The organism is Aeromonas sp. XH (assembly GCF_033348475.1).
Classification (GTDB): Bacteria; Pseudomonadota; Gammaproteobacteria; order Enterobacterales; family Aeromonadaceae; genus Aeromonas; species Aeromonas sanarellii.
In genome coordinates, this window is the sequence record NZ_CP137630.1 from 208934 (window position 1) to 233807 (window position 24874).

A 24874-nucleotide genomic window follows, 5' to 3' on the forward strand; every position below is an offset into this window, starting at 1 on the left:
CCGCCGCATCTTTGTATTGTCCGGTTAAATAGCGTTGGTGGAGCGCCACTTCAGCAGGGCATGACGGACCTTCGCATGCTTGTCTTCGGTGAAGTTGTAACGGGTCATGATGATGACGCGCATGACGCTGCCCACGATCGGCACCAGCGAGATGCAGGTGAAGAGCCCGTCCATGGTGGCCTGCGTCTGCGCCATGTTCGGCTGATAGCCGAGCCAGATCAGCAGGGTGCCGGAGATGCCGCCCGCGATGGCCCAGGCCAGTTTGCCGGTAAAGGTCTGCCCGGAGAAGGCGATGGCGGCGCAGCGGCGGCCGGACTTGAGCTCGGCATATTCGATGGTCTCGCTCAGCATGGCGGAGATCAGCGGGTTGGTGATGACGTTGGCGGCGTGGATCAGGGCGAGGAAGCCGAACACCAGCATCAGGTTGTCGTAACCCGTCGTGTAGAAGCCGACGCGCAGGGCGATCTCCAGCATGGTGAGCATCAGGAAGAGATCGCGCTTCCTGAAGCGCTTGGTCAACACCGGCACCAGCATGCAGGCCATGGAGGTGGCCACGCCTATGGTCCCCATCACAGAGAGCAGTCCGGCGTCACCCATGTTGTAGGTGAAGAAGAAGATGTAGAGCCCGGTCGCCAGGTTGAAGAAGACGTTGCAGAAGAAGGAGCCCAGCACATAGGCCAGCGGCTTGTTGGAGCGCAGGACGCGGAAGGAGTCCCGGATGGTGATCTTGTCATCCGGATTGGGCCTGACGCGCTCCTTCATCTGGCTGGCGCCGATTACCATCAGCGGCAGGGCGATCAGCATCAGGCAGATGGCGCCTTCCATGTAGCCCTTGGTGCTACTGGTGGCGGCAAACAGCTCGGTGAGCTTGGGGAAGATGATGGAGGCCCCGCCGATGCCGATGTTGACCCCCAGCATGGCCACGGTCACGGCCTTGGCGCGTTCTTGCGGCTCCTGACTCATGACAGACGACATGGTCCAGAACGGCACATCGGAGAGGGTGTAGATCATGCCCCAGGCGATATAGGTCACCGCCGCATAGGCCACCTTGGTCGCCATCGGCAGATCCAGCCCGATGAAGCTGAGGGCGGTGACGCCCGCGATCAGGAAGGGCACGAACAGCATGTAGGGGGTAAATTTGCCCCGCTTGAAATTCAGCGTGTCCATGTAGCCGGCGATCAGGGGATCGTTGATGGCATCCCAAATACGGGCGACGAGGAAAATGGCCCCGGCCGCTGCGGGCGATATTCCAAGGATATCGGTGTAAAAATAGAGAATGAAGGAGCCCACCAGGCCGAAGCTCAGGCATTGCCCGACGGCGTAGCTGAAATATCCCGCCAGCTCTCTATTTTGTATCTTCTGGTCTGTCATCTGCCAACCTCTACGACATGAATGGGTTGCGAAGGGCGCCACCTCTGTGGCGTCCTGTTGGTGTTATGAGCGGGTCAATGTGCGGATAAGCGCCGTCTCGCTGGCGGAGTAGGGGGTGCCGTCCTCTTCCAGCAGGTCATGGAACCAGACCCGGCGAAAATCGGGGTCGATATTGCGGACGAAGGGCCAGGGCAGGTGGGTCTGGGTCTTGCCTTTCACCAGGCCCCACTGATAGGCGCCAATCTTCAGCTCCTTGAACAGGGGCAACTGCTGCTCCACCACGCTGCCGACATGGCGTGCCAGCCACTCGGTGCAGAAGATCGGGCGGCGATACTGGCTGACCACCTCCAAGGAGATCCTCAACCCCTCCATGCGCTGATAGGAGTGGAAGCTGATGACGTCAGACAGTTCCATGGCGCGCTTGTCGGTGGGGTGGGTGAAGGTGTTTTCCGGGGTAAATTCCGAGTCACCCTGACCGATGCTGTAGGGGGCGTGCCAGGCGCCGACGGTGAGCGGCTGGGTGGGGTTCTCCTCCCGCGCCCAGACGAACGCCAGCTCCATCAGATAGTGGGCGTAGGTCTCCAGCGCCTCGTCGAAGCGCACCTCCACATCGCCCTCCGCGAAGATGCCGCGGTTGGTCGGCTCGTTGTAGAGATCCCAGATGAAGATCCGTTCGTCACTGGCGAAGGTGTGCACCAGATCGCGGATGTAACGCTCCAGATCGCGCCATTGGGTCGGATCGATGACGACGTTGCGGCCTGGGCTCGCCGCCGCCTGGCTGTTGTGCACGTCGTCCCGCGGCGGTTTCTGGCTGCCCAGATAGGGGTGATCGCCGGAGAAGCCGCAGTCATCCATCAGGGTCATCATCACGCGGATGCCGTGCTTGGCGCACAGGCCGAGGAACTGCTCGATGCGGGCGATCAGGCCGTCGCGATCGTGCTGCCAGACGATAAACGGCAGGTTGGTGCGCAGGGTGTTGTAGCCCAGCGCACTGGCCCAGCCCAGCTCCTGATCGATGGTGGCGGGATCGAAGGTCTCGGCCTGCCACATCTCGGTCCAGTTGACCGCGGTGCGGGGCAGATAGTTGAAGCCCAGCAGCCAGGGCTGCTCGTCATACCAGGCGTTGGCCTGCTCGATCGTCCATTGTTGTACCGCCATCGGAACCTCTCGCTAAAGTTTATTTTGATTAGCTAATTTTATTAGCTGATTTTCGCGATGGCAAAGGAGGAAGGGCAGAAGTTGGTGCTCAGTCACAAAATGAGCTCCCTGGTTGCACTATCGCTTAGAGACGCGCGGTTCGCATCGAGCCCGCGGTGATAAGCCACAGAAGTCGAGCACGAGGGGGATCACGCGGCGGGAACCCCTGATCTTGCGGGTCATGACTGGTGAGAAAGAATAAACTAATAATATTAGCTGGCGGCAGGCTGCCAACGCCTAAGGGAGAAGGCAGCCTGCTGAGGGGAGGCTATTTGTCTGTCGGGATCAAGCGATACCGGGTCTGATGCCGATAGGTCTGACCGGGCAGCAGCCAGGGATCGCCGAGCTCGGGGCGGTTCGGGCTGTCCGGCAGTTGCTGCGCCTCGAGGCAGAGCCCCTGATAGTTCTGCCACTCGCCGCCGCCACGGGCCGGGGTGCCGGCCAGCCAGTTGCCGGTGTAGAGCTGCACGCCGGGCTGATCCGTGTACATCTCCAGGCAAAGGCGCTGGTCACCCGAGATCAGGGTCACGGCGGGCTCATCCTGCGGCCCGTCCAACAGGAAGCAGTGATCGTAGCCACGGCACCGTACCAGCTGCGGATGGTCCTGCCAGTCGGCGCCGATGCGGCGGGTCTGGCGCAGGTCGAAGGGGCCGTCCACCTCGGCCTTGCCGAGCGGGATCGAGCGTTCGTCGGTCGGCAGGTAGCGATCGGCGGCGATGCAGATGAGGTGGTCGCGCACGTCACCGCCATCCAGGTTGAAGTAGGCGTGGCTGGTGAGGTTGACCGGGGTCGTCGCATCCGTGGTGGCGGTCAGCTCGATCACCAGATCCAACTGCTCCAGCCGGTACTCCAGCTCCACTTCCAGATTGCCGGGGAAGCCCTGCTCGCCGTCGGCCAGCCGGGTGCGCAGGCGCAGACGGTCGGCAGCCTGCTCGACCAGCTGCCACGTCCGGTTGTGCACCGAGTCGTGGCCCCCGTGCAGGCAGGTGGTGCCCTCGTTGGCGCTGAGGAGCCACTCCCGACCATCCCGTACCAGCCGGGAGCCGCCGATGCGGTTGGCGAAGCGGCCGACCATGGCGCCGAGATAGGCACTCTGGTTGGCGTAGTCGGCGGGCTCGCAGGCCAGCACCACGTTGCGGTACTGGCCGTCGACGGTCAGGCCCAGTTCGGTGAGGGTGGCGCCGAAGTCGAGCACGCGGGCCTTGAGGCCAGCCTTGTTTTGCAGATGGAACTCTTGCATCAGATGGCCCCCGCCCCGGTGTCGTTGCTGGGGCAGACGTTGTGGCCTGCCCTGATGATGGTGCCTGTGTTGAATGTGGTCATAGCTGGCCCGCCCCGGCGCTGGCACGACAGACGTAGCAGTCTGCCTTGAGGCCGAAGCGAGCCTGATACTCGGCCTCGACCGCCGCGATCGCCGCGGCCACCTTCTCCGGACGCAGCACGGCCACCACGCAGCCGCCGAAGCCGCCGCCCGTCATGCGCACGCCGCCCTCGCTGCCGATCTGGGCCTTGATGATCTCCACCAGGCCGTCGATGGCCGGCACGGTGATCTCGAAGTCATCGCGCATGGCGGCGTGGGACTGGCCCATCAGCTCGCCGAGGCGCACCAGATCGCCGGACTCCAGCGCATCGGCGGCGGCCAGGGTGCGGGCGTTCTCGCCGACCACGTGGCGGGCGCGGCGATAGCTCGCCTCGTCCAGCCCCGCCTTGCCGGCTTCCAGCGCGGCCAGATCCAGATCGCGCAGCGCCTTGACGCCGTAGTGGCGGGCGGCGGCCTCGCACTGCTGGCGGCGGGTGTTGTATTCGCTGTCCACCAGGCCGCGGCGCACGTTGGAGTTGACGATCAGCACCGCCAGATTGCTCGGCATGGGGATGAGGCGGGTCTCCAGGGAGCGGCAGTCCAGCAGCAGGGCGTGATCCTTCTCGCCGCTCGCCGAGATCATCTGATCCATGATGCCGCAGTTGCAGCCGACGAACTGGTTCTCCGCCTGCTGGCCGTTCAGGGCGATCTCGGCCTGGCTGATGTCAAGTCCCTGCGCCTCCTTGAAGGCCTGGCCAATGGCCACCTCCAGGGAGGCGGAGGACGACAGACCGGCCCCCTGGGGCACGTTGCCAGAGACCACCAGGTTGAGGCCGCGCAGGGCATGACCGCGCTCCTGCAGGCACTTCACCACGCCGCGGATGTAGTCGCTCCAGCGCTGATCCGGATGATGGGCGATGGGCTGGTCCAGGCTGAACAGATCGCGCTGGTTGCCGTAGTCGGCGGCGACCACGTGCACCAGGTTGTCGGTGCGGCGGCCGATGGCGACGCAGGTCTCGTAGTCGATGGCGCAGGGCAGCACGAAGCCGTCGTTGTAGTCGGTGTGCTCGCCGATGAGGTTGACGCGGCCTGGGGCTCGGACCAGCAGGTCGGGTTGTTGTTCAAACTGCTCGGCGAAGACGGCGCTGACGCGCTGGCTGGGGGTCATGGGGTCACCTCATTGGCTTTGTAATGAACGGGGGAGAGGGAGCGCAGGCGCTCGGCGGCCTGTTCCGGGGTCAGGTCGCGCTGGGTTTCGGCCAGCATCTCGAAGCCCACCATAAACTTGCGCACCGTGGCGGAGCGCAGCAGCGGCGGATAGAAGTGGGCGTGCAACTGCCAGGCCTCGGGGCTGTCCGACTTGGGCGGCGCGAAGTGCCAGCCCATGGAGTAGGGGAAGCTGCACTCGAACAGGTTGTCGTAGCGGCTGGTCAGCTCCTTGAGCGCGATGGCCAGATCCTGCTGCAACTCCGGGGTGAGATTGAGCAGGGAGGGCACATGGCGCTTGGGCAGCAGCAGGGTCTCGAATGGCCAGGCGGCCCAGAACGGCACCACGGCCAGCCAGTGCTCGGTCTCCACCACGATGCGGGAGCGGTCTTGCAGCTCGCGCTCCACGTAGTCGACCAGCAGCGGGCGGCCATGCTCGGCCAGCCAGGCGCGCTGGTGTTCCTCTTCCCGGGCGATCTCGTTGGGCAGGAAGTCGCTGCCCCACAGCTGGCCGTGGGGGTGGGGATTGGAGCAGCCCATGACGGCGCCCTTGTTCTCGAACACCTGCACCCATTCCCACTGGGCTGACAGCTCGGCCACCTGGCTCATCCAGGTGGTGATCACCGCCTCGATGGCGGGCAGTTCCAGCTCGGGGAGGGTCTTGCCGTGATCCGGCGAGAAGCAGATGACCCGGCTGGTGCCGCGGGCGGCCTCCAGCTTCAGCAGGGGATCCTGCTCGCCGGCGGCGGCCGGGGTGTCCTGCATCAGGGCGGCGAAGTCGTTGGTAAAGACGAAGGTGCCCCGATAGTCGGGGTTCATGTCGCCGGTCACGCGCTTGTTGCCCGCGCAGAGGAAGCAGTCGGGATCGTGGGCCAGGCTCGGCGCCTGGCTCACCTTCTCGACCTGCCCCTGCCAGGGGCGCTTGGCCCTGTGGGGGGAGACCAGCACGTACTGGCCGGTCAGCGGGTTGAAGCGGCGGTGGGGGTGATCAACGGGGTTGAACATCATCACTCCAGTCAATGAGTTGGGAGAATCGTCATGGAGAGGCCGGGGCCTACTCCTCGTAACCGTTCGGGTTGGCGGACTGCCAGCGCCAGCTGTCGGCGCACATGGCCGCGAGATCCCGGCTGGCGTGCCAGCCCAGCTCACGCTCGGCCTTGGCCGGGTCTGCCCAGCACTCGGCGATGTCGCCGGGGCGCCTTGGCTCGATGCGATAGGGCAGGGGGCGGCCGCTGGCCGCCTCGAACGCCGCCACCATCTGCAGCACGCTCTGGCCCTGGCCGGTGCCCAGGTTGTAGGCATGGACGCCGCCCTTGTGGGTGCAATGCTGCAGCGCCTTGACGTGGCCCTCGGCGAGATCCATCACGTGGATGTAGTCGCGTACCCCTGTGCCATCCGGGGTTTTGTAATCGTTTCCAAACACCGAGAGGCAGTCACGGCGACCGATGGCGACCTGGGTCAGAAAGGGCATGAGGTTGTTCGGGATGCCCTGGGGATCCTCTCCCAGGGTGCCGGACTCGTGGGCGCCGACCGGGTTGAAGTAGCGCAGCAGGGTCATGCTCCAGTGGGGCTCGGCAGCCTGCAGATCCTCGAGGATCTCCTCGATGATCAGCTTGGATCGCCCATAGGGATTGGTGGCGCTGCGGGGGAAGTCTTCGCGGATGGGCACGCTTGCCGGGTCACCGTAGACGGTGGCCGAGGAGCTGAACACCAGGTTGTGGACCCCGGCGCGTTTCATGGCCTGCAGCAGCACCAGGGTGCCGCCGAGGTTGTTGTCGTAGTAGTCGAGGGGAATGCGGGTCGACTCGCCGACCGCCTTGAGGGCGGCGAAGTGGATCACGGCCCCTATCTCCTGCTCGGCGAAGATGCGATCCAGCAGGGCCGGGTCGCGGATGTCCCCCTGGTAGAACGCGGGCGCCTGCCCGCTGATGGCGGCGATGCGTGTCAGCACGCCGGTCTTGCTGTTGCACAGGTTGTCCACCACCACGGGCTCCATGCCTGCGGCCTGCAAGGCCAGGCAGGTGTGGCTGCCGATATAGCCGCAACCGCCGGTGACCAGTACTTTCATCCTCTTCTCCACCCTTGGATCCTCACACAGGAAAGTCTGAGAAGGAGTCTAGCCGAGGGGTTGGAAGGTAAACTGTGATCCGGTTAACGGTTTTGTGTAAACGATTACACTTGTTTTTGTCGTCACGAATGCCGTGTGGTGACTTTTTCCCCTGTTATCAGGGACATTGCCCGGTATAATGCGTCATATCGAACCGTGAAATAAGTGAAAACAGCATGAGCACCATCAAGGATGTCGCCCGTTTGGCCAATGTGTCGGTGGCAACGGTTTCACGGGTGATGAACAATTCACCCAAGGCCAGCGCCGCCTCCCGCGAGGTGGTGCTGAAGGCCATGGCCGAACTGGGCTACACCCCCAACGCCAACGCCCGGGCCCTGGTCAGCCAGACCTGCGACACCATGGGCGTGGTGGTGGGCGACGTGGCCGATCCCTTCTTCGGTGCCCTGGTCAAGGGGGTGGCGACGGTGGCGGTCGAGCAGGGGTTGCACCTCCTGATGGGTAATGGTTTTCACCGAGCCCAGCAGGAGCGGGAAGCGATCGAGCTGCTGATCGGCAAGCGTTGCGAGGCGCTGGTGGTGCACAGCAAGGCGCTCGGCGACGAGGAACTCATCGACTATGCCCTGCGGGCCCCCGGCATGGTGCTGATCAACCGCGACATCCCGAGCCTGCGGGGGCGCTGCATCGCCCTCAACAACCGTCAGGGGGCCGCGACCGCGACCCGCCATCTGCTGGAGCTGGGGCACCGCCACATCGCCTTCCTGAGCTCGGATCACGCCATCGAGGATGCCTTGCTGCGCCATCAAGGCTATCAGGACGCCCTGGCCGAGGCGGGGTTGAGCGCCGATCCCGAGCTGGTGGAGAGCGGCATGCCCAATGAGGAGGGTGGGGAGCGCGCCATGCTCAACCTGCTGGCCAAGGGGCTGCCCATCACGGCTGTGGTGGCCTACAACGATGCCATGGCGGCGGGGGCCATCTCGGTGCTGGCGGACAACGGCTTCAAGGTGCCGGAGGAGGTCTCGGTGGTGGGGTTCGATGACATCATCTACGCCAGATACTTGCGGCCCAAGCTCTCCACCATGCGCTATCCCATCGAGCTGATGGCGGCGCAGGCGGCCAAGCTGGCATTGCAGCTCGCTGCGGGGGAGAGCGAGTCGGTGCAGAGCCGCATCTACACTCCGACCCTGATCAACCGTCACTCGGTCGCTCCCGTCAGGCCCTGATCCTTCCCGCCCATTTCACCTGCGACGGGGCCGTCCCCTGCGTCTGCACCAGCGCAGGCGGGGGCTGACTCCTCCATCCCGCGTCCATCGCTGCGTCCGGGCTGCGACAGCTCTCACCGCGGCGACAGCGCTTTGGCGCGCCTAAGATGGGGTCACAGCCGCCATCTACCCTAGTCTCTGCGCCATCATCAGCATCGCTGCACCTTCAAGGCCGGGTGCGCTTCTATGCCGTCTCCGGCCCGTGGAACCGCGGCTGCATTGGCTTCCATCCCTGCCAGCCAGCGCCCTGGCCCCGCCGTGTGCCAGCGAAGCCTGTGCATCTGCGGTACGCCACTCGGCCCGACTGGCTGCCGACGCCCCGGCGTGGAGATGCTTTACCCCTATTTATCCGATTTTTACTCCGTTTTACTTAACAAAATGGGTGTAATCGTTTACATCTGTGTGAGCGAGATCGCCGACCGCCGGTCAAAACTTCCCTACACTGCAATGGTTTTCAGCACTCATGCAGGGAGAGAGAAGCATGCTCAGGGAGATAGTGGCCCGTCAGGACTGGCAGACCCAGGCGATTACGTCGGTGAATCGTCTGCCCACCCATACCCCCTTGTCCAGTTGGCGCAGCGAGGCCGAGGCGCGAGCCGGGCTTCCTTCGCCTTCCCGCATGCTGCTCGACGGCGAGTGGCGTTTTTCTTTCTTCGGTGCCCCCGAGCAGGTGCCAGAGCGCTGGGTGAACGAGGATCTGCCCGACGCGACGGCCATCCGGGTACCCGGCAACTGGCAGCTGGATGCGGCCTACCCAGGGTTGCGGCCTGCGACCGACGTGCCCATCTACACCAACATCAAATACCCTTTCCCCTGCGATCCGCCCAGGGTGCCCGCCGAGAATCCCACCGGCTGCTACTCTCGCGAGTTCGCACTGCCCGCCGACTGGCTGGCCGGCGGCCAGACCCGAGTCATCTTCGACGGGGTGGACAGCGCCTTCCACCTGTTCTGCAACGGCCGCTGGGTAGGCTACTCCCAGGACAGCCGGCTGCCCGCCGAATTCGATCTGAGCCCCTTCCTTCAGGCCGGAGCCAACCGGCTCGCCGCCCTGGTGCTGCGCTGGTCCGACGGCTCCTATCTGGAGGATCAGGACATGTGGCGCATGAGCGGCATCTTCCGCTCCGTGAGCCTGCTGCACAAACCGGCCCGTCATCTGATGGATATCCGGGTGACGCCCGAGCTTGACGCCTGCTACCGGGATGCCCGCCTCAAGATCGATCTGCAGGTCAATGAGGGCAGCGGCCTGGCGGTGGAGGCCAGGCTCTATTTCGGTGAGACACTGATCGCCGAGCGACGCCAGCCGCTCGGCACCGGCGCCATCGACGAAAAAGGGGTTTACGACGACCGTGGCGAGCTGTGGCTGGCGGTGGCGGCGCCGCACAAGTGGAGCGCCGAGACACCCCATCTTTATCGTCTGACCCTGACCCTGCTGGACGAGCAGGGGGCGCCCATCGAGAGCGAGGCTTATGACGTGGGCTTTCGTGCGGTGGAGATCCGTGGCGGCCTGCTGCGGGTCAACGGCCAACCCCTGCTGATCCGCGGCGCCAACCGCCACGAGCACCATCCCGCCACGGGACACGCGGTGGCGCCTGCCGACATGGAGCAGGATCTGCTGCTGATGAAGCGGCACAACTTCAACGCGGTGCGCTGCTCCCACTATCCCAACCACCCCGAGCTCTATCGCCTGTGCGACCGGCTGGGCCTCTACGTGGTGGACGAGGCGAACCTGGAGACTCACGGCATGATCCCCATGGGTCGGCTGGCGCGGGATCCCGCCTGGAGCACCGCCTTCCTCGAGCGGGTCACTCGCATGGTGGCCCGGGACTTCAACCACCCCAGCATCATCATCTGGTCCCTCGGCAACGAGTCCGGCTACGGCCCGGCCCACGACGCCATGTATCGCTGGGTCAAGGGGAGCGATCCGAGCCGCCCCGTGCAGTACGAGGGGGGCGGGGCCGACACCCCGGCCACCGACATCATCTGCCCCATGTATGCCCGCACCCACCAGGATCAACCCTTCCCGGCGGTGCCCAAGTGGGCGCTCGGCAAGTGGATCGGCCTGCCAGGAGAGACCCGGCCGCTGATCCTGTGCGAGTACGCCCACGCCATGGGCAACAGCCTGGGGGGCTATGCCCATTACTGGCAGGCGTTTCGCGATCATCCCCGCCTGCAGGGCGGCTTCGTCTGGGATTGGGTGGATCAGGGGCTGGACAAGCAGACAGACGAGGGTCGCCACTTCTGGGCCTACGGCGGCGACTTCGGCGACGCCCCGAACGATCGCCAGTTCTGCTGCAACGGCCTGCTGTTCCCGGATCGCACCCCCCATCCCTCCCTGGCCGAGGCCAAGCGGGCCCAGCAGCCGTTCGCGCTGACGCTGATCGAGCGGCAGCCGCTGACGGTGGCGATCCACAGCGAATATCTATTCCGCCCCACGGACAACGAAGTCTTGCGGTGGCGGCTGTGTGAGGACGGCGTGGCGTTGAGCCAGGGAGAATGCCTGCTCGACCTGGCGCCCCAGGCCAGCGTGACGCTGACCCTGCTGGATCGGCTGCCGGCCTTCACGGCAGGCTCCCTCGCCTGGTTGGATCTGGCCATAGTGCAGCCGGCCGCCACCCCCTGGGCCGAGGCGGGGCACGAAGTGGCACGTCAGCAATTTATGCTGCCCACGCCGCTGGCGCTGCCCGGCCTCTCTGCCCCCGCCAGCTTGCAAGAGCAATCCGATCGATGGCTGGTCACGGCGGGTGGCACCGAATGGCGGCTGGACAAGGCCAGCGGCCGCATCCTGAGCTGGCGCAAGCGGGGACGCGAACAGTTGCGGGAGGCGATCTGCGATCACTTCTACCGGGCGCCGCTCGACAACGACATTGGCACCAGCGAGGCGGATCACGCCGATCCCAATGCCTGGATTGCCCGCTGGCAGGAGGCCGGACTGAACGATTTGAGCCATCGCTGCCTCGGCCTGGAGGCGAACCCGGCGCAGGGGCTAGTCACGGTACGCCACGGCTACTTCGTGGGCGACGAGCCGAAGGTGCTGACCCGCTGGCACCACAGGTTTGGTGATGATGGCGCCATGGCGCTGGAGATCGAGGTGGAGATCGCCGCAGACCTGCCCTCCCTGCCCCGCATCGGGGCCAGGCTCTGGCTGGCCGACGAGGTCGCCGGGAATGGCGAGGTGAACTGGCTGGGGCGCGGCCCCCACGAGAACTACCCGGACCGCCTGCTGGCCGCCGACCTCGGTCGCTGGCAGTCGTCGCTCGATGCACTGCACACCGCGTATGTGTTCCCGACCGACAACGGCCTGCGCTGCGATACCCGCCAGCTGCGGCTGGGGGATCTGGAGGTGGAGGGGCACTTCCACTTCAGCGTCAGCCGTTACAGCCAGCAACAGCTCGCCCTGGCGCGTCACCAGACCGATCTGGTGGCCGAAGGGGGAGTGCACCTCTGCCTCGATGGCTTCCACATGGGGGTGGGAGGCGATGACTCCTGGAGCCAGAGCGTGCGGCCCGAATTCTGGTTGTTGCCGGGAAGTTACAGCTGGCACTGCATTTTGCGCTAGATGGGCTAGTCTTTCATGGAGAGGCCTCGAAAGAGGCCTTAACTTACATAACTATTTAATTTTTAACAATATTGCTTCTATGTAACAGAGTGTAAACGTTTTCATTTTGTTGCCATGATCACAGACCGTCACACAACAAACTGATTACATTAGGCTGGCGCCAGTTCACATGGTGTACAGCATTCCCTACAAAAACAGATAGAGATCGGAGCATAACAATGAAAAAACTCACGACAGTTGCCACCTTGCTGATGGGACTGATGGCGGGAGCCCAAGCCCAGGCCGATACCCGTATCGGTGTCACCGTCTACAAGTATGACGACAACTTCATGGCCGTGGTGCGCAAGGCCATCGAGAAGGAAGCGGCAGCCAATCCCGGCGTGGAGCTGCTGATGAACGACTCCCAGAATGACCAGTCCAAGCAGAACGACCAGATCGACGTATTGCTGGCCAAGGGCGTGAAGGCGCTGGCCATCAACCTGGTCGACCCGGCGGCGGCCCCTGTCGTGATCGAGAAAGCCCGTGCGGACGAGATCCCCGTGGTGTTCTACAACAAGGAACCGAGCGCAGCCGATCTGGCCAGCTACGACAAGGCCTACTACGTAGGGACCGACTCCAAGGAGTCCGGCATCATCCAGGGCGAGCTGATCGCCAAGCACTGGAAGGCCCATCCCGAGTGGGATCTGAACAAGGATGGCGTCATCCAGTTCGTGCTGCTCAAGGGAGAGCCGGGCCACCCGGATGCGGAAGCCCGTACCACCTACGTCGTCAAGACCCTGAACGACGGCGGCGTCAAGACCGAGCAGCTGCACATGGATACCGGTATGTGGGATACCGCCATGGCCAAGGACAAGATGGATGCCTGGATCTCCGGCCCCAACGCCAACAAGATCGAAGTGGTCATCGCCAACAACGACGGCATGGCAATGGGCGCTGTTGAATCCCTGAAGGCCCAGGGCAAGACTGCCATCCCGGTGTTCGGCGTCGACGCCCTGCCGGAAGCCCTGGCCATGGTCAAGAGCGGCGCCATGGCGGGCACAGTGCTGAACGATGCGGCCAACCAGGCCAAGGCCACCTTCGAGCTGACCAAGAACCTGGCGGAAGGCAAGCCGGCCGGTGAAGGCACCAACTGGAAGATCGACAACAAGGTCGTGCGTGTTGCCTACGTGGGCGTGGATAAAGACAACCTGTCCCAATTCGAGTAATTCCCACCTCCAGGGCAAGGGAGATCCCTTGCCCTTTTTTCAACCAGATGTGATGGCTGATATGACAACACGGCAACAATCAGAATGGCTGTTGGAGATGATTGACGTCAGTAAGAGCTTTCCCGGCGTCAAGGCACTCGATAATGTCAATTTACGGGTCCGTCCTCATTCTGTGCATGCGTTGATGGGCGAGAATGGAGCAGGGAAGTCCACGCTGCTCAAGTGCCTGTTCGGCATCTACGAGAAGGATCAGGGCAAGATCTTCTTCAAGGGCGAGGAGGTCAACTTCACCTCGTCCAAGGAGGCGCTGGAGAACGGTGTCTCCATGGTGCACCAGGAGCTGAACCTGGTTCTGCAACGCACCGTGATGGACAACATGTGGCTCGGCCGCTACCCCACCAAGGGGTGGTTCATCGATCACGGCAAGATGTATGACGACACCAAGCGCATCTTCGAAGAGCTGGACATCGACATAGACCCGCGAGTCAAGGTCGGCACGCTGTCCGTCTCCCAGATGCAGATGATCGAGATCGCCAAGGCATTCTCCTATGACGCCAAGATCGTCATCATGGACGAACCCACCTCCTCCCTGACCGAGAAGGAGGTCAACCACCTCTTCAAGATCATCAACAAGCTCAAGGAGAAGGGGTGCGGCATCGTCTACATCTCCCACAAGATGGAAGAGATCTTCCAGCTCTGTGACGAGATCACCATATTGCGGGATGGCCAGTGGGTGGCGACCCAGTCCCTCGAAGGGCTCACCATGGACAAGATCATCGGCATGATGGTCGGCCGCGAGCTCACCCAGCGTTTCCCGGAAAAAACCAACCAGCCGAAAGAAGTGATCCTCGAGGTCGAACACCTGACGGCCAAGAACCAGCCTTCCATCAAGGACGTGACCTTCAACCTGCACAAGGGGGAGATCCTCGGCATCGCCGGTCTGGTGGGGGCCAAGCGCACCGACATAGTCGAGACCCTGTTCGGCATTCGCGAGCACAGCGAGGGGAGCATCAAGCTTCACGGCAAGGAGGTCGCCAACCGCAACGCCCACGAGGCGATCCAGAATGGCTTCGCCCTGGTCACCGAAGAGCGCCGCTCCACCGGGATTTACTCCCGTCTCGATATCGCCTTCAACTCCCTGATCGCCAACATGGACAACTACAAGGGATCCATGGGGCTGCTCAGCGACAACAAGATGAAGAGCGATACCCAGTGGGTCATCGACTCCATGCGGGTCAAGACGCCGACCCAGCAGACCCAGATCGGCTCCCTGTCCGGCGGCAACCAGCAGAAGGTGATCATCGGCCGCTGGCTGCTGACCCAGCCGGAGATACTGATGCTGGACGAACCGACCCGCGGCATCGACGTGGGGGCCAAGTTCGAGATCTACCAGCTCATCCTGGAGCTGGCGAAGAAGGACAAGGGCATCGTCATCATCTCGTCCGAGATGCCGGAACTGCTCGGGATCACCGATCGCATCCTGGTCATGAGCAATGGCCGGGTCGCTGGGATCGTCAACACCAAAGAAACTGACCAGAGCGAGATCCTGCGCCTGGCATCTCTGTACCTATAAAGACAGGAAGACATTATGGAGTCGGCTAAAAATTTCAACCTGATGCAGGCGCTCAAAGAGAACGGCATCTATGTGGTGCTGCTGGTGTTGCTCATGATCATCGTGATCAAGGAGCCCTCCTTCCTCAGCCTCACCAACCTCAGCAACATCCTGACCCAGTCCTCGGTGCGGGTCATCATCGCCCTCGGGGTGGCGGGCATCATCATCACCCAGGGTACCGACCTGTCGGCCGGTCGCCAGGTCGGCCTGGCGGCGCTGATCGCGGCCACCATGCTGCAGGCCCTGACCAACGTCAACAAGGTATTCCCGACCCTGGGTGAAGTGCCCATCCCCGCAGTGATCCTGCTGGTGTGCGTGGTGGGGGCCCTGATCGGCCTGGTCAACGGCCTGATCGTGGCCTACCTGAACGTGACGCCCTTCATCACCACCCTGGGCACCATGATCATCGTCTACGGCATCAACTCGCTGTACTTTGACTCGGTAGGTGCCTCCCCGGTAGCCGGCTTCGATCCCCGCTTCTCCAACTTTGCCCAGGGGTTCATCCGGATTGGCGGGTTCAAGCTCTCCTACCTGACCTTCTATGCGGCCATCGCCAGCGTCTTCGTCTGGGTGCTGTGGAACAAGACCCGCTTCGGCAAGAACATCTTCGCCATCGGCGGCAACCCGGAGGCGGCCAAGGTGTCCGGCGTCAACGTCGCCGTCAACCTGGTGATCATCTACGCCCTGGCCGGTGTCTTCTATGCCTTCGGCGGCATGCTGGAAGCGGGCCGCATCGGCAGCGCCACCAACAACCTGGGCTTCATGTATGAACTCGACGCCATCGCGGCCTGCGTGGTGGGTGGGGTGTCGTTCGCCGGCGGTGTGGGCACTGTCGCCGGTGTGATCACCGGGGTGCTCATCTTCACGCTGATCAACTATGGTTTGACCTACATAGGGGTCAGCCCTTACTGGCAGTTCATCATCAAGGGCGGCATCATCATTCTGGCGGTCGCGCTGGACTCCATGAAGTACGCCAAGAAGAAGTAAGCATTGGCAGAGAGGGCTGGAGCAATTCCGGCCCTTTCTCTCTGGAGGGACCCATCCCATGCCATTCAAAGTCAAGATCAACGTCCTCCTGCTGCTCGCCATTCTGGCCACCATCGGCACCGCCTGGTTCAGCGTCAACCACTTCATCAGCGGGTACATCCGCACCCAGGCCACCCAGAACATCAACGAGCAGATAACCCTGGTCAGGGAGAAGCTGGCGGGGGACATCAACCAGAGGGTGCTGCTGGCGGCCAACCTCAATCTCGGGGTGACCAGCGTCAAGAAAGCCCTCCAGGAGACCGGCTTTCACAACATCGTCAAGATCATCGGCGACATGGCATTCGACGTGAACGGGGTGATCGACGACAAGGCCAGGGTCGAGGCCCTGCGCAAACAGATCCCCGCCGCCAACAACCAGATCACCGTCAGCCCGCTGGAGCAGCTGGACGGCAAGCCGGTGATCTCCATCCTGGTACCCCGTGGTGCCGATTCCGCCTACCTCTACTACCTCGACATGAGCGAGTTCAAGACGCTGCTGGAGAAGGTGAGCGGGGAGGGGCGCTATTTCTCCCTCACCGACAGCCAGGGTCGGGAGCTCTACAGCAGCAAGCCCGGGGGAGAGACGGAGAGCCGTCCCAACACGCTGGATATCCGGGGCAGCAGCTGGACCCTGACCGGCTATATCGACCTCGATTACATCCGGGCCATGACCCAGGCGCTCAACCGCAAGATCACCCTGGCCCTGCTCGGGGTCGCGGCCCTGGTGCTGGTGATCTCCATGGTGGCCCTCAACCTGGCCTATAGACCCATCCTCTCCCTGCGCGACCTGGTGCAGGAGTTGTCCCAGGGCAACGGCGATCTGACCCGCCGGCTCACGGTGACCAGCAAGGACGATCTCGGCCAGATCTCGGCGGGCATCAACCGCTTCATCGAGCAGTTGCAGGAGATGATGGGGGAGGTGCGGCAGGCCAGTGGCCAGCTCAACGAGGGGATTTCGGATCTCGCCAGGCAGACGGGCTCGGCACAGGGGCTGCTGGCCGAGCATGTGCGGGAGACGGAGCAGGTGGTCACCGCCATCAACGAGATGAGCCGTACCGCCGTCTCGGTGTCGGAGAGTGCGGCCAGCACGGCCCAGCTCACCGGCCAGAGCCAGCAGCTGGCCAACCAGTCGCGTCAGGTGGTGGATCAGGCCATGGCCAGCGTGACCGCCCTGGTGACCGAGGTGGAGGCCACGGCACGTTCCATCGAGGCCATGCAGCAGGATGTGCAGCAGATCGGCTCCATCCTCGGGGTCATCGGCGGCATCGCGGAACAGACCAACCTGCTGGCTCTCAACGCCGCCATCGAGGCGGCCAGGGCCGGTGAACAGGGGCGTGGCTTCGCCGTGGTGGCGGACGAGGTGCGCTCCCTGGCAGGCCGTACCCAGAAGAGCACAGCCGAGATCCAGACCATGCTGACCCGGTTGCAGAGGGGCACCCAGACAGTGGTGACCGCCATGGGCAACACCCGGCAGAGCTGTCAGGATGCGGCGGAAAACACCAGCAAGGTGAATGCGTCGCTGGATCTGATGGCGGGGGAAGTGGTGGAAATCAACGATCTCATCAGCCATATCGCCACGGCGGCGGAGCAGCAGAGTGCCGTTGCCGAGGAGATCAACCGCAACATGAGCGCCATCGCCGAGGTGATCACCCAGCTCAAGGGCAATGGGGAGCGGACCGCGCACAGCTCGACCGCCATGCAGCACACCTATGACAGGCTGAGGGAGATAGTGGGGCACTTCCGGCTGGAATAAGGTTTGGTCGTGGACACCCTGGCCGACAGCGCCGTGGCCGGGGTGACCCATCAGCGGGCAGGAGTGAAAAATGCCCAAAAAAGATGGGGGCGACTCGCGTCGCCCCCGATAGTCTTATCGCTCAGATCCTTGAACGAAGTTGCTCCCTGCAATCCCTGACTATACCTCTTCCTTTAGGTTTCCCCTTCCCAATCCCTTGGGGTGTCCTTTAGCCATCATGGCCTGACGAGTCATCCTTTCCCGTCGCACTTTCTCCGTCCTGGGAGGTGTCCTTTACCACATCCTGTGGTGAGTCCATTTGCCCAACCCTGGCAGCCAGTCTTCCTGACCGACTTCATTGCGTCCGTGCAGGAGTAACTATAAGGATTTCGCGCAGGGCGACAACGGCATGTTGAAAAACGTTTTTTCTCAACTCGTTTCTCGCGAAATGATATAGAGATTATTTTGTTATTAATCATTGTGTTGTCGGTGTTGCTTGTGGTTTTTTCACGCTTATCTTCCGACTATGGCGAGAATTTTTATGGCGTTTTACTCACTCATGTAATGGTGAATGTCTCACAGGCCGTTTACCTGGGGTTCAGAAATGTCGGCGCTACAGGTGTCGATCGCAGATGGGCGCATGCGGGAGCCGACATCCAGGGGCGTGATGTCGGCCCAATGGCAATCCCGGGGGATTGAAGCGACGGGTCTGGATGGGGGCGAGGGCGAACGAGGGAGGGGAATGGCATCACCCAAGAGGAGTGCATCCCCCCTTGGGTGAGAGGACGTGGGTGGGAGGATCAGTGGTGCTGGCTGCCGCCATACCATTGGCAAAGGTAGGCGGGCACCAGCATCTGGGGTGCCTGGTCGACATGGCATACCACCAGCGGCATGGCGGGGGCGCCCTGGGCGTGGACCAGGGCCGGGGCCATGGGCAGGACCAGGGCGACGAGCAGAAACAGCGACTTGATCTTCATGGTTATCTCCTTGATGACAGAAAAGCGTGTGATCCCGATCACTTTCTGAGTTAAGGCGAACCACGGGTTGGTGCAAGGCGCTGCAATAAATTCAACTAATGAAAAAACTTTGAATCCCGGCTGCAATGGCGCTGATGAGAAAACCCCCGCCGGGATGCGTCCAAAATGCATATCCATATAAGAGACATGGCGTGAAAGCCGTGGGCGCGAAGCCTGCCGTGCGACCTGGCGCAAATGCCATGATCTGGAACAAAAGATGGATTATTCAACCGGAATGGCGAAAGTGACTATTTATGTGGTGAACTCAAGGGGAGTGAATGACGATAAATTCATGGAGAGATATAAAAAATTCAAAAACTGAAATGGATTATTTTATCTTGCTGATTTCCAAGTGATTTTAAAACAATGGCTATCTCTTTATGGATAATGAAAATGAATGAAAACGCTATCTTGCCGGGATTTTACGGGCGTTTTTTGCTTGTTTATGCCATGACGACCCTGGGGCAAATATCGTTTATGTACACTCCGTCATAAATTAACTCCGGAATTTATGCAGTCTGAGTTGAATGTGATCAATGTCTAAGTTTGATGTGACCTCCAGTCCTAATCTCTGCGTCGAAAGGCAAGGGCAGGATAGAACATAAGCCGAATACCCTACATAAAGAATATCCCGCCTTAGCCACGAGCCTGAATAGAAGGAATCTATTCAATCACTCGCAGGGACCACTGCTAGACGGAATATAATCATGAGCAAATTTTATGTAGGTTCTGAAGTTGGCCAGTTGCGCCGCGTCATGTTGCACCGCCCCAACCTCAGTCTGAAGCGTCTGACCCCCTCCAACTGCCAGGATCTGCTGTTCGATGACGTCTTGTCCGTTGAGCGCGCCGGTCAGGAGCACGACAAATTCGCTCAGGTGCTGCGCGATCAGAATGTCGAAGTCTTCCTGCTGACCAACCTGCTGGCGGAAACCCTGGATGTACCGGAAGCCAAAACCTGGCTGCTGCAGCATCAGGTCTCCGATTATCGCCTCGGCACCGCGCTGGCCAACGACGTGCGCTGCTTCCTGGCCGACATGCCGCACCGCGAGCTGGCCCGCATCCTCTCCGGCGGCCTGACCTACTCCGAGATGCCCTACAGCGGCGTCAACATGGTGGTCGGCATGCACGCCCCGACCGATTTCATCATAGAGCCGCTGCCCAACCACCTCTTCACCCGCGACACCTCCTGCTGGGTCTACGGCGGCGTCTCCATCAACCCCATGGCCAAGGCCGCCCGTCGCCGCGAGACCAACCATGTGAAGGCCATCTACCGCTGGCACCCGCAGTTCGCCGGCCAGGACTTCATCAAGTACTTCGGTGACGAAGACCGCGACTACGACAACTCCACCATCGAGGGGGGCGACGTCCTGGTCATCGGCCGCGGCGCCGTGCTCATCGGCATGTCCGAGCGCACCACGCCGCAAGGGGTCGAACACCTGGCCCGCGGCCTGTTCAAACACGGCCAGGCCAAGCAGGTCATCGCCATGCAGTTGCCGAAACACCGCAGCTGCATGCACCTCGACACCGTCATGACCCACATGGACATAGACACCTTCTCCGTCTATCCGGAAGTCATCCGCAAGGACGTGAACTGCTGGAGCCTGACCCCGGGTGGCGCCACCGGCATGAACATCAAGGAGGAGGGTTACTTCGTCACCGCCATCGAGAAGGCGCTGGGGGTGGATCAGCTCAAGCTCATCACCACGGGCGGCGACAGCTTCGAGGCCGAGCGCGAGCAGTGGAACGACGCCAACAACGTGCTGACCGTACGCCCCGGCGTGGTGGTGGGTTACGAGCGCAACACCTACACCAACGAGAAGTACGACAAGGCCGGCATCACTGTGCTGCCCATCCCGGGTGAAGAGCTGGGACGTGGTCGCGGCGGCGCCCGCTGCATGAGCTGCCCGATGGAACGTGACGGCATCTGACAAGACGGCGTGGCGCCGGCAGAGGCTGGCGCCACAGATACCAAGACTCGAGAGTAACACCATGAAAAAACCAACTGTCGTCGTCGCCCTGGGTGGCAATGCCCTGCTCCGTCGTGGCGAGCCGCTTGAAGCTGACATCCAGCGCAAGAACATCGCCACCGCCGCCAAGACCATCGCCCTGATCGCCCAGGAGTACAACGTGGTGCTGGTGCACGGCAACGGCCCGCAAGTCGGCCTGCTGGCCCTGCAGAACAGCGCCTACACCAAGGTCTCCCCCTATCCTCTGGATGTGCTGGGCGCCGAGTCCCAGGGCATGATCGGCTACATGCTGATCCAGGAGCTGAAGAACCTGATGCCGAGCCGCAACGTCACCGCGCTGCTGACCCAGGTGCAGGTCGACCCCCAGGATCCGGCGTTTGCCAATCCGACCAAGTTTATCGGCCCGGTTTATGAAGAAGTGGAGGCCCGCGCCCTAGCTGCAGAGAAGCACTGGTCGGTCAAGGCTGACGGCAAGTTCTTCCGCCGCGTGGTGCCGTCCCCGCTGCCTCAGCGCATCGTCGAAGGCGACGCCATCGAAACCCTGATCGCCCAGGGCCACCTCATCATCTGTACCGGTGGTGGCGGCATTCCGGTGACCTGGGATGGCCAGAGCCTGACCGGCATCGAGGCCGTCATCGACAAGGACATGTCTGCCGCCTACCTGGCCAAGCAGATCAAGGCCGACGCCCTGCTGATCCTGACCGACGCCGATGCCGTCTACCTGGATTGGGGCAAGCCGACCCAGCGTCCGCTGCGGGTCACCAGCCCGGACGAGCTGGCCGGGGTCAAGTTCGATGCAGGCTCCATGGGACCCAAGGTCGAGGCCTCCTGCGAATTCGTCAAGGCGACCGGCGGCATGGTCGGGATCGGTTCCCTGGAAGATGGTCTGGCCATCCTCAGGGGCGAAGCCGGCACCAATATCGTTGCCACTAATACCGTCAATGCCTGAGCCAATGCTCTGGCCTGAACAACTGCGTAGTTAACAACACTGCCCAAATTGGTCTGAACAAATATAGAGAGAACTCATCATGGCTTTTAATCTGCGTAACCGTAACTTCCTGAAACTGCTGGACTTCACCCCGCGCGAAATCCAATACATGATCGATCTGGCCATCGACCTGAAGAAGGCCAAATACGGTGGCTATGAGCGCAAGCATCTGGTCGGCAAGAACATCGCCCTGATCTTCGAGAAGACCTCCACCCGCACCCGCTGTGCGTTTGAAGTGGCAGCCTTCGACCAGGGCGCGCAAGTCTCCTACCTCGGCCCGAGCGGTTCCCAGATCGGCCACAAGGAGTCCATGAAGGACACCGCCCGCGTACTGGGCCGCATGTATGACGGCATCGAATACCGTGGCTACGGCCAGGAGATCGTGGAAGAGCTGGGTGCCTACGCCGGTGTCCCGGTCTGGAACGGCCTGACCAACGAATTCCACCCGACCCAGATCCTGGCCGACTTCATGACCATGCTGGAGCACGGCAAGGGCAAGCGTCTGGATCAAATCAAGTTCGCCTACCTGGGTGATGCCCGCAACAACATGGGCAACTCCCTGATGGTCGGCGCCGCCAAGATGGGCATGGACATTCGCCTGGTGGCGCCGAAAGCCTTCTGGCCGGAAGAGGATCTGGTTGCCAAGTGCCGCCTGATCGCCGAAGAGACAGGCGCACGCATCACCCTGACCGAAGATGTCAAAGAGGGTGTGCTGGGTACCGACTTCCTCTACACAGACGTCTGGGTCTCCATGGGTGAGGCGAAAGAGGCCTGGGATCAGCGCGTGAAACTGATGACTCCGTATCAGGTCAACATGGACGTCATCAACGCCACCAAGAACCCGGATGTGAAGTTCATGCACTGCCTGCCGGCCTTCCACAACGACGAGACCACCATGGGCAAGGAAGTGGCCGACAAATATGGCATGAAGGGCCTGGAAGTGACCGAGGACGTGTTCGAATCCGAGCACAGCATCGTATTCGACGAGGCCGAAAACCGGATGCACACCATCAAGGCAGTGATGGTTGCTACGCTGGGCGACTGAGGTCGCAGTAGTGGTGCCGGGGGGTGACCCCCGGCTTTTCGACCATGTGACAGCGGAACAACACCTCTAACCCTACAACCCGCAGCCTGCATGGATACCACACCCACAGAAGGAAGCTGGACCATGACCAAATTCAAGTTCCCGTCAGCCTACACCATATTGTTTGTGCTGATCGCCCTGGTGGCCGCCCTGAGCTGGATAGTGCCCGCCGGCAAATATGAAATGACCATGAACGAAGCCCTCGGTAAGGAAGTGCCGGTCGCCGGTACCTACAAGCTGGTGGATGCCAATCCCCAGGGGATCGTCGACGTGCTGCTGGCCCCCATCGACGGCCTCTACAACCACGACACCTATGAGGCGGGCGCCATCGACGTCTCCCTCTTCATCCTGATCATCGGCGGCTTCCTTGGCATAGTGACCAAGACCGGGGCCATCGATGCCGGGATCGAGCGCGTCACCGACCGCCTGCGCGGCCGCGAGGAGTGGATGATCCCGATCCTGATGGCGCTGTTTGCCGCGGGTGGCACCATCTACGGCATGGCGGAAGAATCGCTGCCCTTCTACACCCTGCTGGTGCCGGTGATGATGGCCGCCCGCTTCGACCCTGTGGTGGCTGCTGCAACCGTATTGCTGGGGGCCGGTATCGGTACCCTGGGTTCCACCATCAACCCCTTTGCTACCGTTATCGCCGCCAACGCCGCCGGCATCTCCTTTACCGATGGCATCTGGTTGCGTGTCGCCATGCTGGGGGCCGGCTGGCTGCTGTGCGTAGCCTACGTGATGCGCTACGCCAAGATGGTGCGCAACAACCCCAGCAAGTCCCTGGTGGCCGACAAGTGGGAAGAGAACCGAGCCCACTTCCTCGGCAACAAGAGCGACCAGATGCTGGAGTTCACCCTGACCCGCAAGATCGTGCTGGGTATCTTCGTCGCCGCCTTCGCCGTGATGATCTACGGGGTGGCCGTGCTGGGCTGGTGGATGGCGCAGATCTCCGGCGTCTTCCTGGCCGCCGCCATCATAGTGGGCGTCATCTCCCGCATGAGCGAGGAGGAGCTGACCTCCAACTTCATCGACGGTGCCCGCGATCTGCTCGGCGTGGCCCTCATCATAGGTATCGCCCGCGGTATAGTCGTGGTGATGGACAACGGCATGATCACCCACACCATCTTGCACAGCGCGGAAGGCATAGTGACCGGCCTCTCCACCGTGGTGTTCATCAACGTGATGTTCGCGCTGGAAGTGGTGCTCTCCTTCCTGGTGCCCTCCTCCTCCGGTCTGGCCGTGCTGACCATGCCGATCATGGCGCCACTGGCCGACTTCGCCAACGTGGGCCGCGAGCTGGTGGTCACCGCCTACCAGTCCGCCTCCGGGCTGGTGAACCTGGTGACCCCGACCTCCGCCGTGGTCATGGGGGGCCTGGCCATCGCCAAGGTGCCCTATGTGCGCTACCTGAAGTGGGTGGCCCCGCTGCTCGGCCTGCTGACCGTGCTGATCGTGGCCTGCCTGAGTCTTGGCGCCATGCTGGCCTGACGAAGAGATCGACACCGCAAACGGGAGCCAGTGGCTCCCGTTTTTTATGGTTGCGGCTGATCCCCGGCAAACCGCAGGCAACAAAAAGGCGACCCAAGGGTCGCCTCGCTGCGTCGAAGGGAGGTGCTAGCGCGCCTGCTCCAGGGTGCGCACCACGGCGGCGTGGGCCTGGCGGGTGCGGCTGATGTGGCGCGGGGCGATCAGCACCACGTCGTTGCCGGCCACGGCCCCCAGGATCTCCGGATCGGCGTGGCGATCCAGCAGGCGGGCGACCACGGTGGCGGCCCCCGGTGTGGTGTGCACCAGCACCATCTGCTGGTTGTGGACCACGGCGCGCACCATGTCGTGTACCGAACGGGTGCTGCCGGCGGGCTCCAGCTGCTCGTCCACCAGGGTGTAGACCTTCTTGCCGTTGGCGTTCTGGGCCTTGGCCACGCCTAGGCGGCGCAGCAGGCGGGAGATGGTGGACTGGCTGATGTCGGCGAAGCCGCGCTCCGACAGCTCGCGGCGGATCTCTTCCTGGGTGCTGTAGCAGTGCTGGCCGATGATCTGGCGGCAGGCATCCAGCTGAGCCTGGTCGGACTCTGGTTCCTGGGAGCGAGTGAGGGTCTTGACCATGGCGACTTTCCTTTGATGATGACCGATGGCTATCCTCGCTCAGTCTGTCATTCCGGTTTTTCATAGCAAAAAACACTGATGACGAGCGTTCAAGCAGGTGATGAGCAATGCCTAGCCGTTCTGAGATGGCAAATTATAACCAAAGGGGGAATAAGTGATGTGACAGGGTTCAAAAATG

At 62.3% G+C, this 24874-nt stretch carries 19 protein-coding genes; 11 read left to right on the forward strand and 8 right to left on the reverse strand.

Features of this window, described 5'->3' with window-relative positions; translation table 11 throughout:
- Positions 1 to 24 precede the first annotated feature (24 nt).
- The 6 genes from R2B70_RS00940 to galE all read right to left on the reverse strand — a co-directional run bounded on the left by R2B70_RS00940 (position 25) and on the right by galE (position 7142).
- On the reverse strand, positions 25 to 1371 hold the full coding sequence (locus tag R2B70_RS00940; RefSeq protein WP_318162419.1) for an MFS transporter: 1347 nt from the start codon (positions 1369 to 1371) through the stop codon (positions 25 to 27).
- 63 nt (positions 1372 to 1434) lie between these two features.
- Positions 1435 to 2529: a cellulase family glycosylhydrolase gene (locus R2B70_RS00945; protein ID WP_318162420.1), complete on the reverse strand. Its 1095-nt coding sequence runs from the start codon at positions 2527 to 2529 to the stop codon at positions 1435 to 1437.
- A 307-nt stretch (positions 2530 to 2836) separates the two neighbouring features.
- Entirely contained in the window at positions 2837 to 3808 is a 972-nt protein-coding gene (locus R2B70_RS00950) for an aldose epimerase family protein (protein ID WP_318162421.1), read from the reverse strand.
- 79 nt (positions 3809 to 3887) lie between these two features.
- Positions 3888 to 5036 carry a galactokinase gene (galK, locus tag R2B70_RS00955; RefSeq protein WP_318162422.1) on the reverse strand — a complete coding sequence of 383 codons (1149 nt, stop codon included), beginning with the start codon at positions 5034 to 5036 and terminating at the stop codon, positions 3888 to 3890.
- Positions 5033 to 6079 carry a UDP-glucose--hexose-1-phosphate uridylyltransferase gene (locus R2B70_RS00960; RefSeq protein WP_318162423.1) on the reverse strand — a complete coding sequence of 349 codons (1047 nt, stop codon included), beginning with the start codon at positions 6077 to 6079 and terminating at the stop codon, positions 5033 to 5035. Before R2B70_RS00960 ends, galK begins: the two co-directional genes overlap by 4 nt.
- A gap of 49 nt (positions 6080 to 6128) precedes the next feature.
- Entirely contained in the window at positions 6129 to 7142 is a 1014-nt protein-coding gene (gene galE, locus R2B70_RS00965; RefSeq protein ID WP_042078754.1) for a UDP-glucose 4-epimerase GalE, read from the reverse strand.
- Between the two features lie 215 nt (positions 7143 to 7357).
- Between galE and R2B70_RS00970 the strand changes: the two genes are divergently transcribed.
- The 7 genes from R2B70_RS00970 (at position 7358) to R2B70_RS01000 (ending at position 18231) form a co-directional block, all read left to right on the forward strand.
- Positions 7358 to 8362: a substrate-binding domain-containing protein gene (locus R2B70_RS00970; RefSeq protein WP_042078755.1), complete on the forward strand. Its 1005-nt coding sequence runs from the start codon at positions 7358 to 7360 to the stop codon at positions 8360 to 8362.
- A gap of 520 nt (positions 8363 to 8882) precedes the next feature.
- Positions 8883 to 11957 carry a beta-galactosidase gene (locus R2B70_RS00975; protein WP_318162424.1) on the forward strand — a complete coding sequence of 1025 codons (3075 nt, stop codon included), beginning with the start codon at positions 8883 to 8885 and terminating at the stop codon, positions 11955 to 11957.
- Between the two features lie 218 nt (positions 11958 to 12175).
- Positions 12176 to 13162 (forward strand): galactose/glucose ABC transporter substrate-binding protein MglB, encoded by a 987-nt coding sequence (mglB, locus tag R2B70_RS00980; protein WP_042078757.1) that lies wholly within the window; start codon positions 12176 to 12178, stop codon positions 13160 to 13162.
- A 52-nt stretch (positions 13163 to 13214) separates the two neighbouring features.
- Complete coding sequence (mglA, locus tag R2B70_RS00985; RefSeq protein ID WP_042078758.1) at positions 13215 to 14735, forward strand: galactose/methyl galactoside ABC transporter ATP-binding protein MglA; 1521 nt, start codon at positions 13215 to 13217, stop codon at positions 14733 to 14735.
- 15 nt (positions 14736 to 14750) lie between these two features.
- A complete protein-coding gene (gene mglC / locus R2B70_RS00990; RefSeq protein ID WP_042078760.1) occupies positions 14751 to 15761 on the forward strand; it encodes a galactose/methyl galactoside ABC transporter permease MglC in 1011 nt (336 codons plus the stop codon).
- 58 nt (positions 15762 to 15819) lie between these two features.
- On the forward strand, positions 15820 to 17553 hold the full coding sequence (locus tag R2B70_RS00995) for a methyl-accepting chemotaxis protein (RefSeq protein WP_318162425.1): 1734 nt from the start codon (positions 15820 to 15822) through the stop codon (positions 17551 to 17553).
- 444 nt (positions 17554 to 17997) lie between these two features.
- On the forward strand, positions 17998 to 18231 hold the full coding sequence (locus R2B70_RS01000; RefSeq protein ID WP_318162426.1) for a hypothetical protein: 234 nt from the start codon (positions 17998 to 18000) through the stop codon (positions 18229 to 18231).
- A gap of 101 nt (positions 18232 to 18332) precedes the next feature.
- Here the strand turns inward: R2B70_RS01000 and R2B70_RS01005 are convergent, their stop codons facing one another.
- Entirely contained in the window at positions 18333 to 18509 is a 177-nt protein-coding gene (locus R2B70_RS01005; protein WP_152551730.1) for a hypothetical protein, read from the reverse strand.
- A gap of 746 nt (positions 18510 to 19255) precedes the next feature.
- Between R2B70_RS01005 and arcA the strand changes: the two genes are divergently transcribed.
- The 4 genes from arcA (at position 19256) to R2B70_RS01025 (ending at position 24078) form a co-directional block, all read left to right on the forward strand.
- Positions 19256 to 20476, forward strand: coding sequence for an arginine deiminase (gene arcA / locus R2B70_RS01010; protein ID WP_042078763.1), 1221 nt, complete (start codon positions 19256 to 19258; stop codon positions 20474 to 20476).
- Between the two features lie 61 nt (positions 20477 to 20537).
- Positions 20538 to 21464 (forward strand): carbamate kinase, encoded by a 927-nt coding sequence (arcC, locus tag R2B70_RS01015; RefSeq protein WP_042078764.1) that lies wholly within the window; start codon positions 20538 to 20540, stop codon positions 21462 to 21464.
- Positions 21465 to 21543: 79 nt separating this feature from the next.
- The gene (argF, locus tag R2B70_RS01020; protein ID WP_108573312.1) at positions 21544 to 22548 is read left to right on the forward strand and encodes an ornithine carbamoyltransferase; all 1005 of its coding nucleotides are present in this window, start codon (positions 21544 to 21546) and stop codon (positions 22546 to 22548) included.
- Between the two features lie 123 nt (positions 22549 to 22671).
- Positions 22672 to 24078: a YfcC family protein gene (locus R2B70_RS01025; protein WP_318162427.1), complete on the forward strand. Its 1407-nt coding sequence runs from the start codon at positions 22672 to 22674 to the stop codon at positions 24076 to 24078.
- A 126-nt stretch (positions 24079 to 24204) separates the two neighbouring features.
- Here the strand turns inward: R2B70_RS01025 and R2B70_RS01030 are convergent, their stop codons facing one another.
- Positions 24205 to 24696 carry an arginine repressor gene (locus R2B70_RS01030; protein ID WP_209794297.1) on the reverse strand — a complete coding sequence of 164 codons (492 nt, stop codon included), beginning with the start codon at positions 24694 to 24696 and terminating at the stop codon, positions 24205 to 24207.
- Positions 24697 to 24874: the final 178 nt, after the last annotated feature.

Excerpts from the sequence above, each read along its gene's own strand:
- galK (WP_318162422.1), bottom strand. The coding sequence starts at position 5,036 with ATGACCCCCAGCCAGCGCGTCAGCGCCGTCTTCGCCGAGCAGTTTGAA.
- arcA (WP_042078763.1), top strand. The coding sequence starts at position 19,256 with ATGAGCAAATTTTATGTAGGTTCTGAAGTTGGCCAGTTGCGCCGCGTC.
- R2B70_RS00950 (WP_318162421.1), bottom strand. The coding sequence starts at position 3,808 with ATGCAAGAGTTCCATCTGCAAAACAAGGCTGGCCTCAAGGCCCGCGTG.
- argF (WP_108573312.1), top strand. The coding sequence starts at position 21,544 with ATGGCTTTTAATCTGCGTAACCGTAACTTCCTGAAACTGCTGGACTTC.
- R2B70_RS00970 (WP_042078755.1), top strand. The coding sequence starts at position 7,358 with ATGAGCACCATCAAGGATGTCGCCCGTTTGGCCAATGTGTCGGTGGCA.
- R2B70_RS01030 (WP_209794297.1), bottom strand. The coding sequence starts at position 24,696 with ATGGTCAAGACCCTCACTCGCTCCCAGGAACCAGAGTCCGACCAGGCT.
- R2B70_RS00960 (WP_318162423.1), bottom strand. The coding sequence starts at position 6,079 with ATGTTCAACCCCGTTGATCACCCCCACCGCCGCTTCAACCCGCTGACC.
- R2B70_RS00940 (WP_318162419.1), bottom strand. The coding sequence starts at position 1,371 with ATGACAGACCAGAAGATACAAAATAGAGAGCTGGCGGGATATTTCAGC.
- R2B70_RS01025 (WP_318162427.1), top strand. The coding sequence starts at position 22,672 with ATGACCAAATTCAAGTTCCCGTCAGCCTACACCATATTGTTTGTGCTG.
- mglA (WP_042078758.1), top strand. The coding sequence starts at position 13,215 with ATGGCTGATATGACAACACGGCAACAATCAGAATGGCTGTTGGAGATG.
- mglC (WP_042078760.1), top strand. The coding sequence starts at position 14,751 with ATGGAGTCGGCTAAAAATTTCAACCTGATGCAGGCGCTCAAAGAGAAC.
- R2B70_RS00995 (WP_318162425.1), top strand. The coding sequence starts at position 15,820 with ATGCCATTCAAAGTCAAGATCAACGTCCTCCTGCTGCTCGCCATTCTG.
- R2B70_RS01005 (WP_152551730.1), bottom strand. The coding sequence starts at position 18,509 with ATGAAGATCAAGTCGCTGTTTCTGCTCGTCGCCCTGGTCCTGCCCATG.
- R2B70_RS00945 (WP_318162420.1), bottom strand. The coding sequence starts at position 2,529 with ATGGCGGTACAACAATGGACGATCGAGCAGGCCAACGCCTGGTATGAC.
- mglB (WP_042078757.1), top strand. The coding sequence starts at position 12,176 with ATGAAAAAACTCACGACAGTTGCCACCTTGCTGATGGGACTGATGGCG.
- arcC (WP_042078764.1), top strand. The coding sequence starts at position 20,538 with ATGAAAAAACCAACTGTCGTCGTCGCCCTGGGTGGCAATGCCCTGCTC.
- R2B70_RS00975 (WP_318162424.1), top strand. The coding sequence starts at position 8,883 with ATGCTCAGGGAGATAGTGGCCCGTCAGGACTGGCAGACCCAGGCGATT.
- galE (WP_042078754.1), bottom strand. The coding sequence starts at position 7,142 with ATGAAAGTACTGGTCACCGGCGGTTGCGGCTATATCGGCAGCCACACC.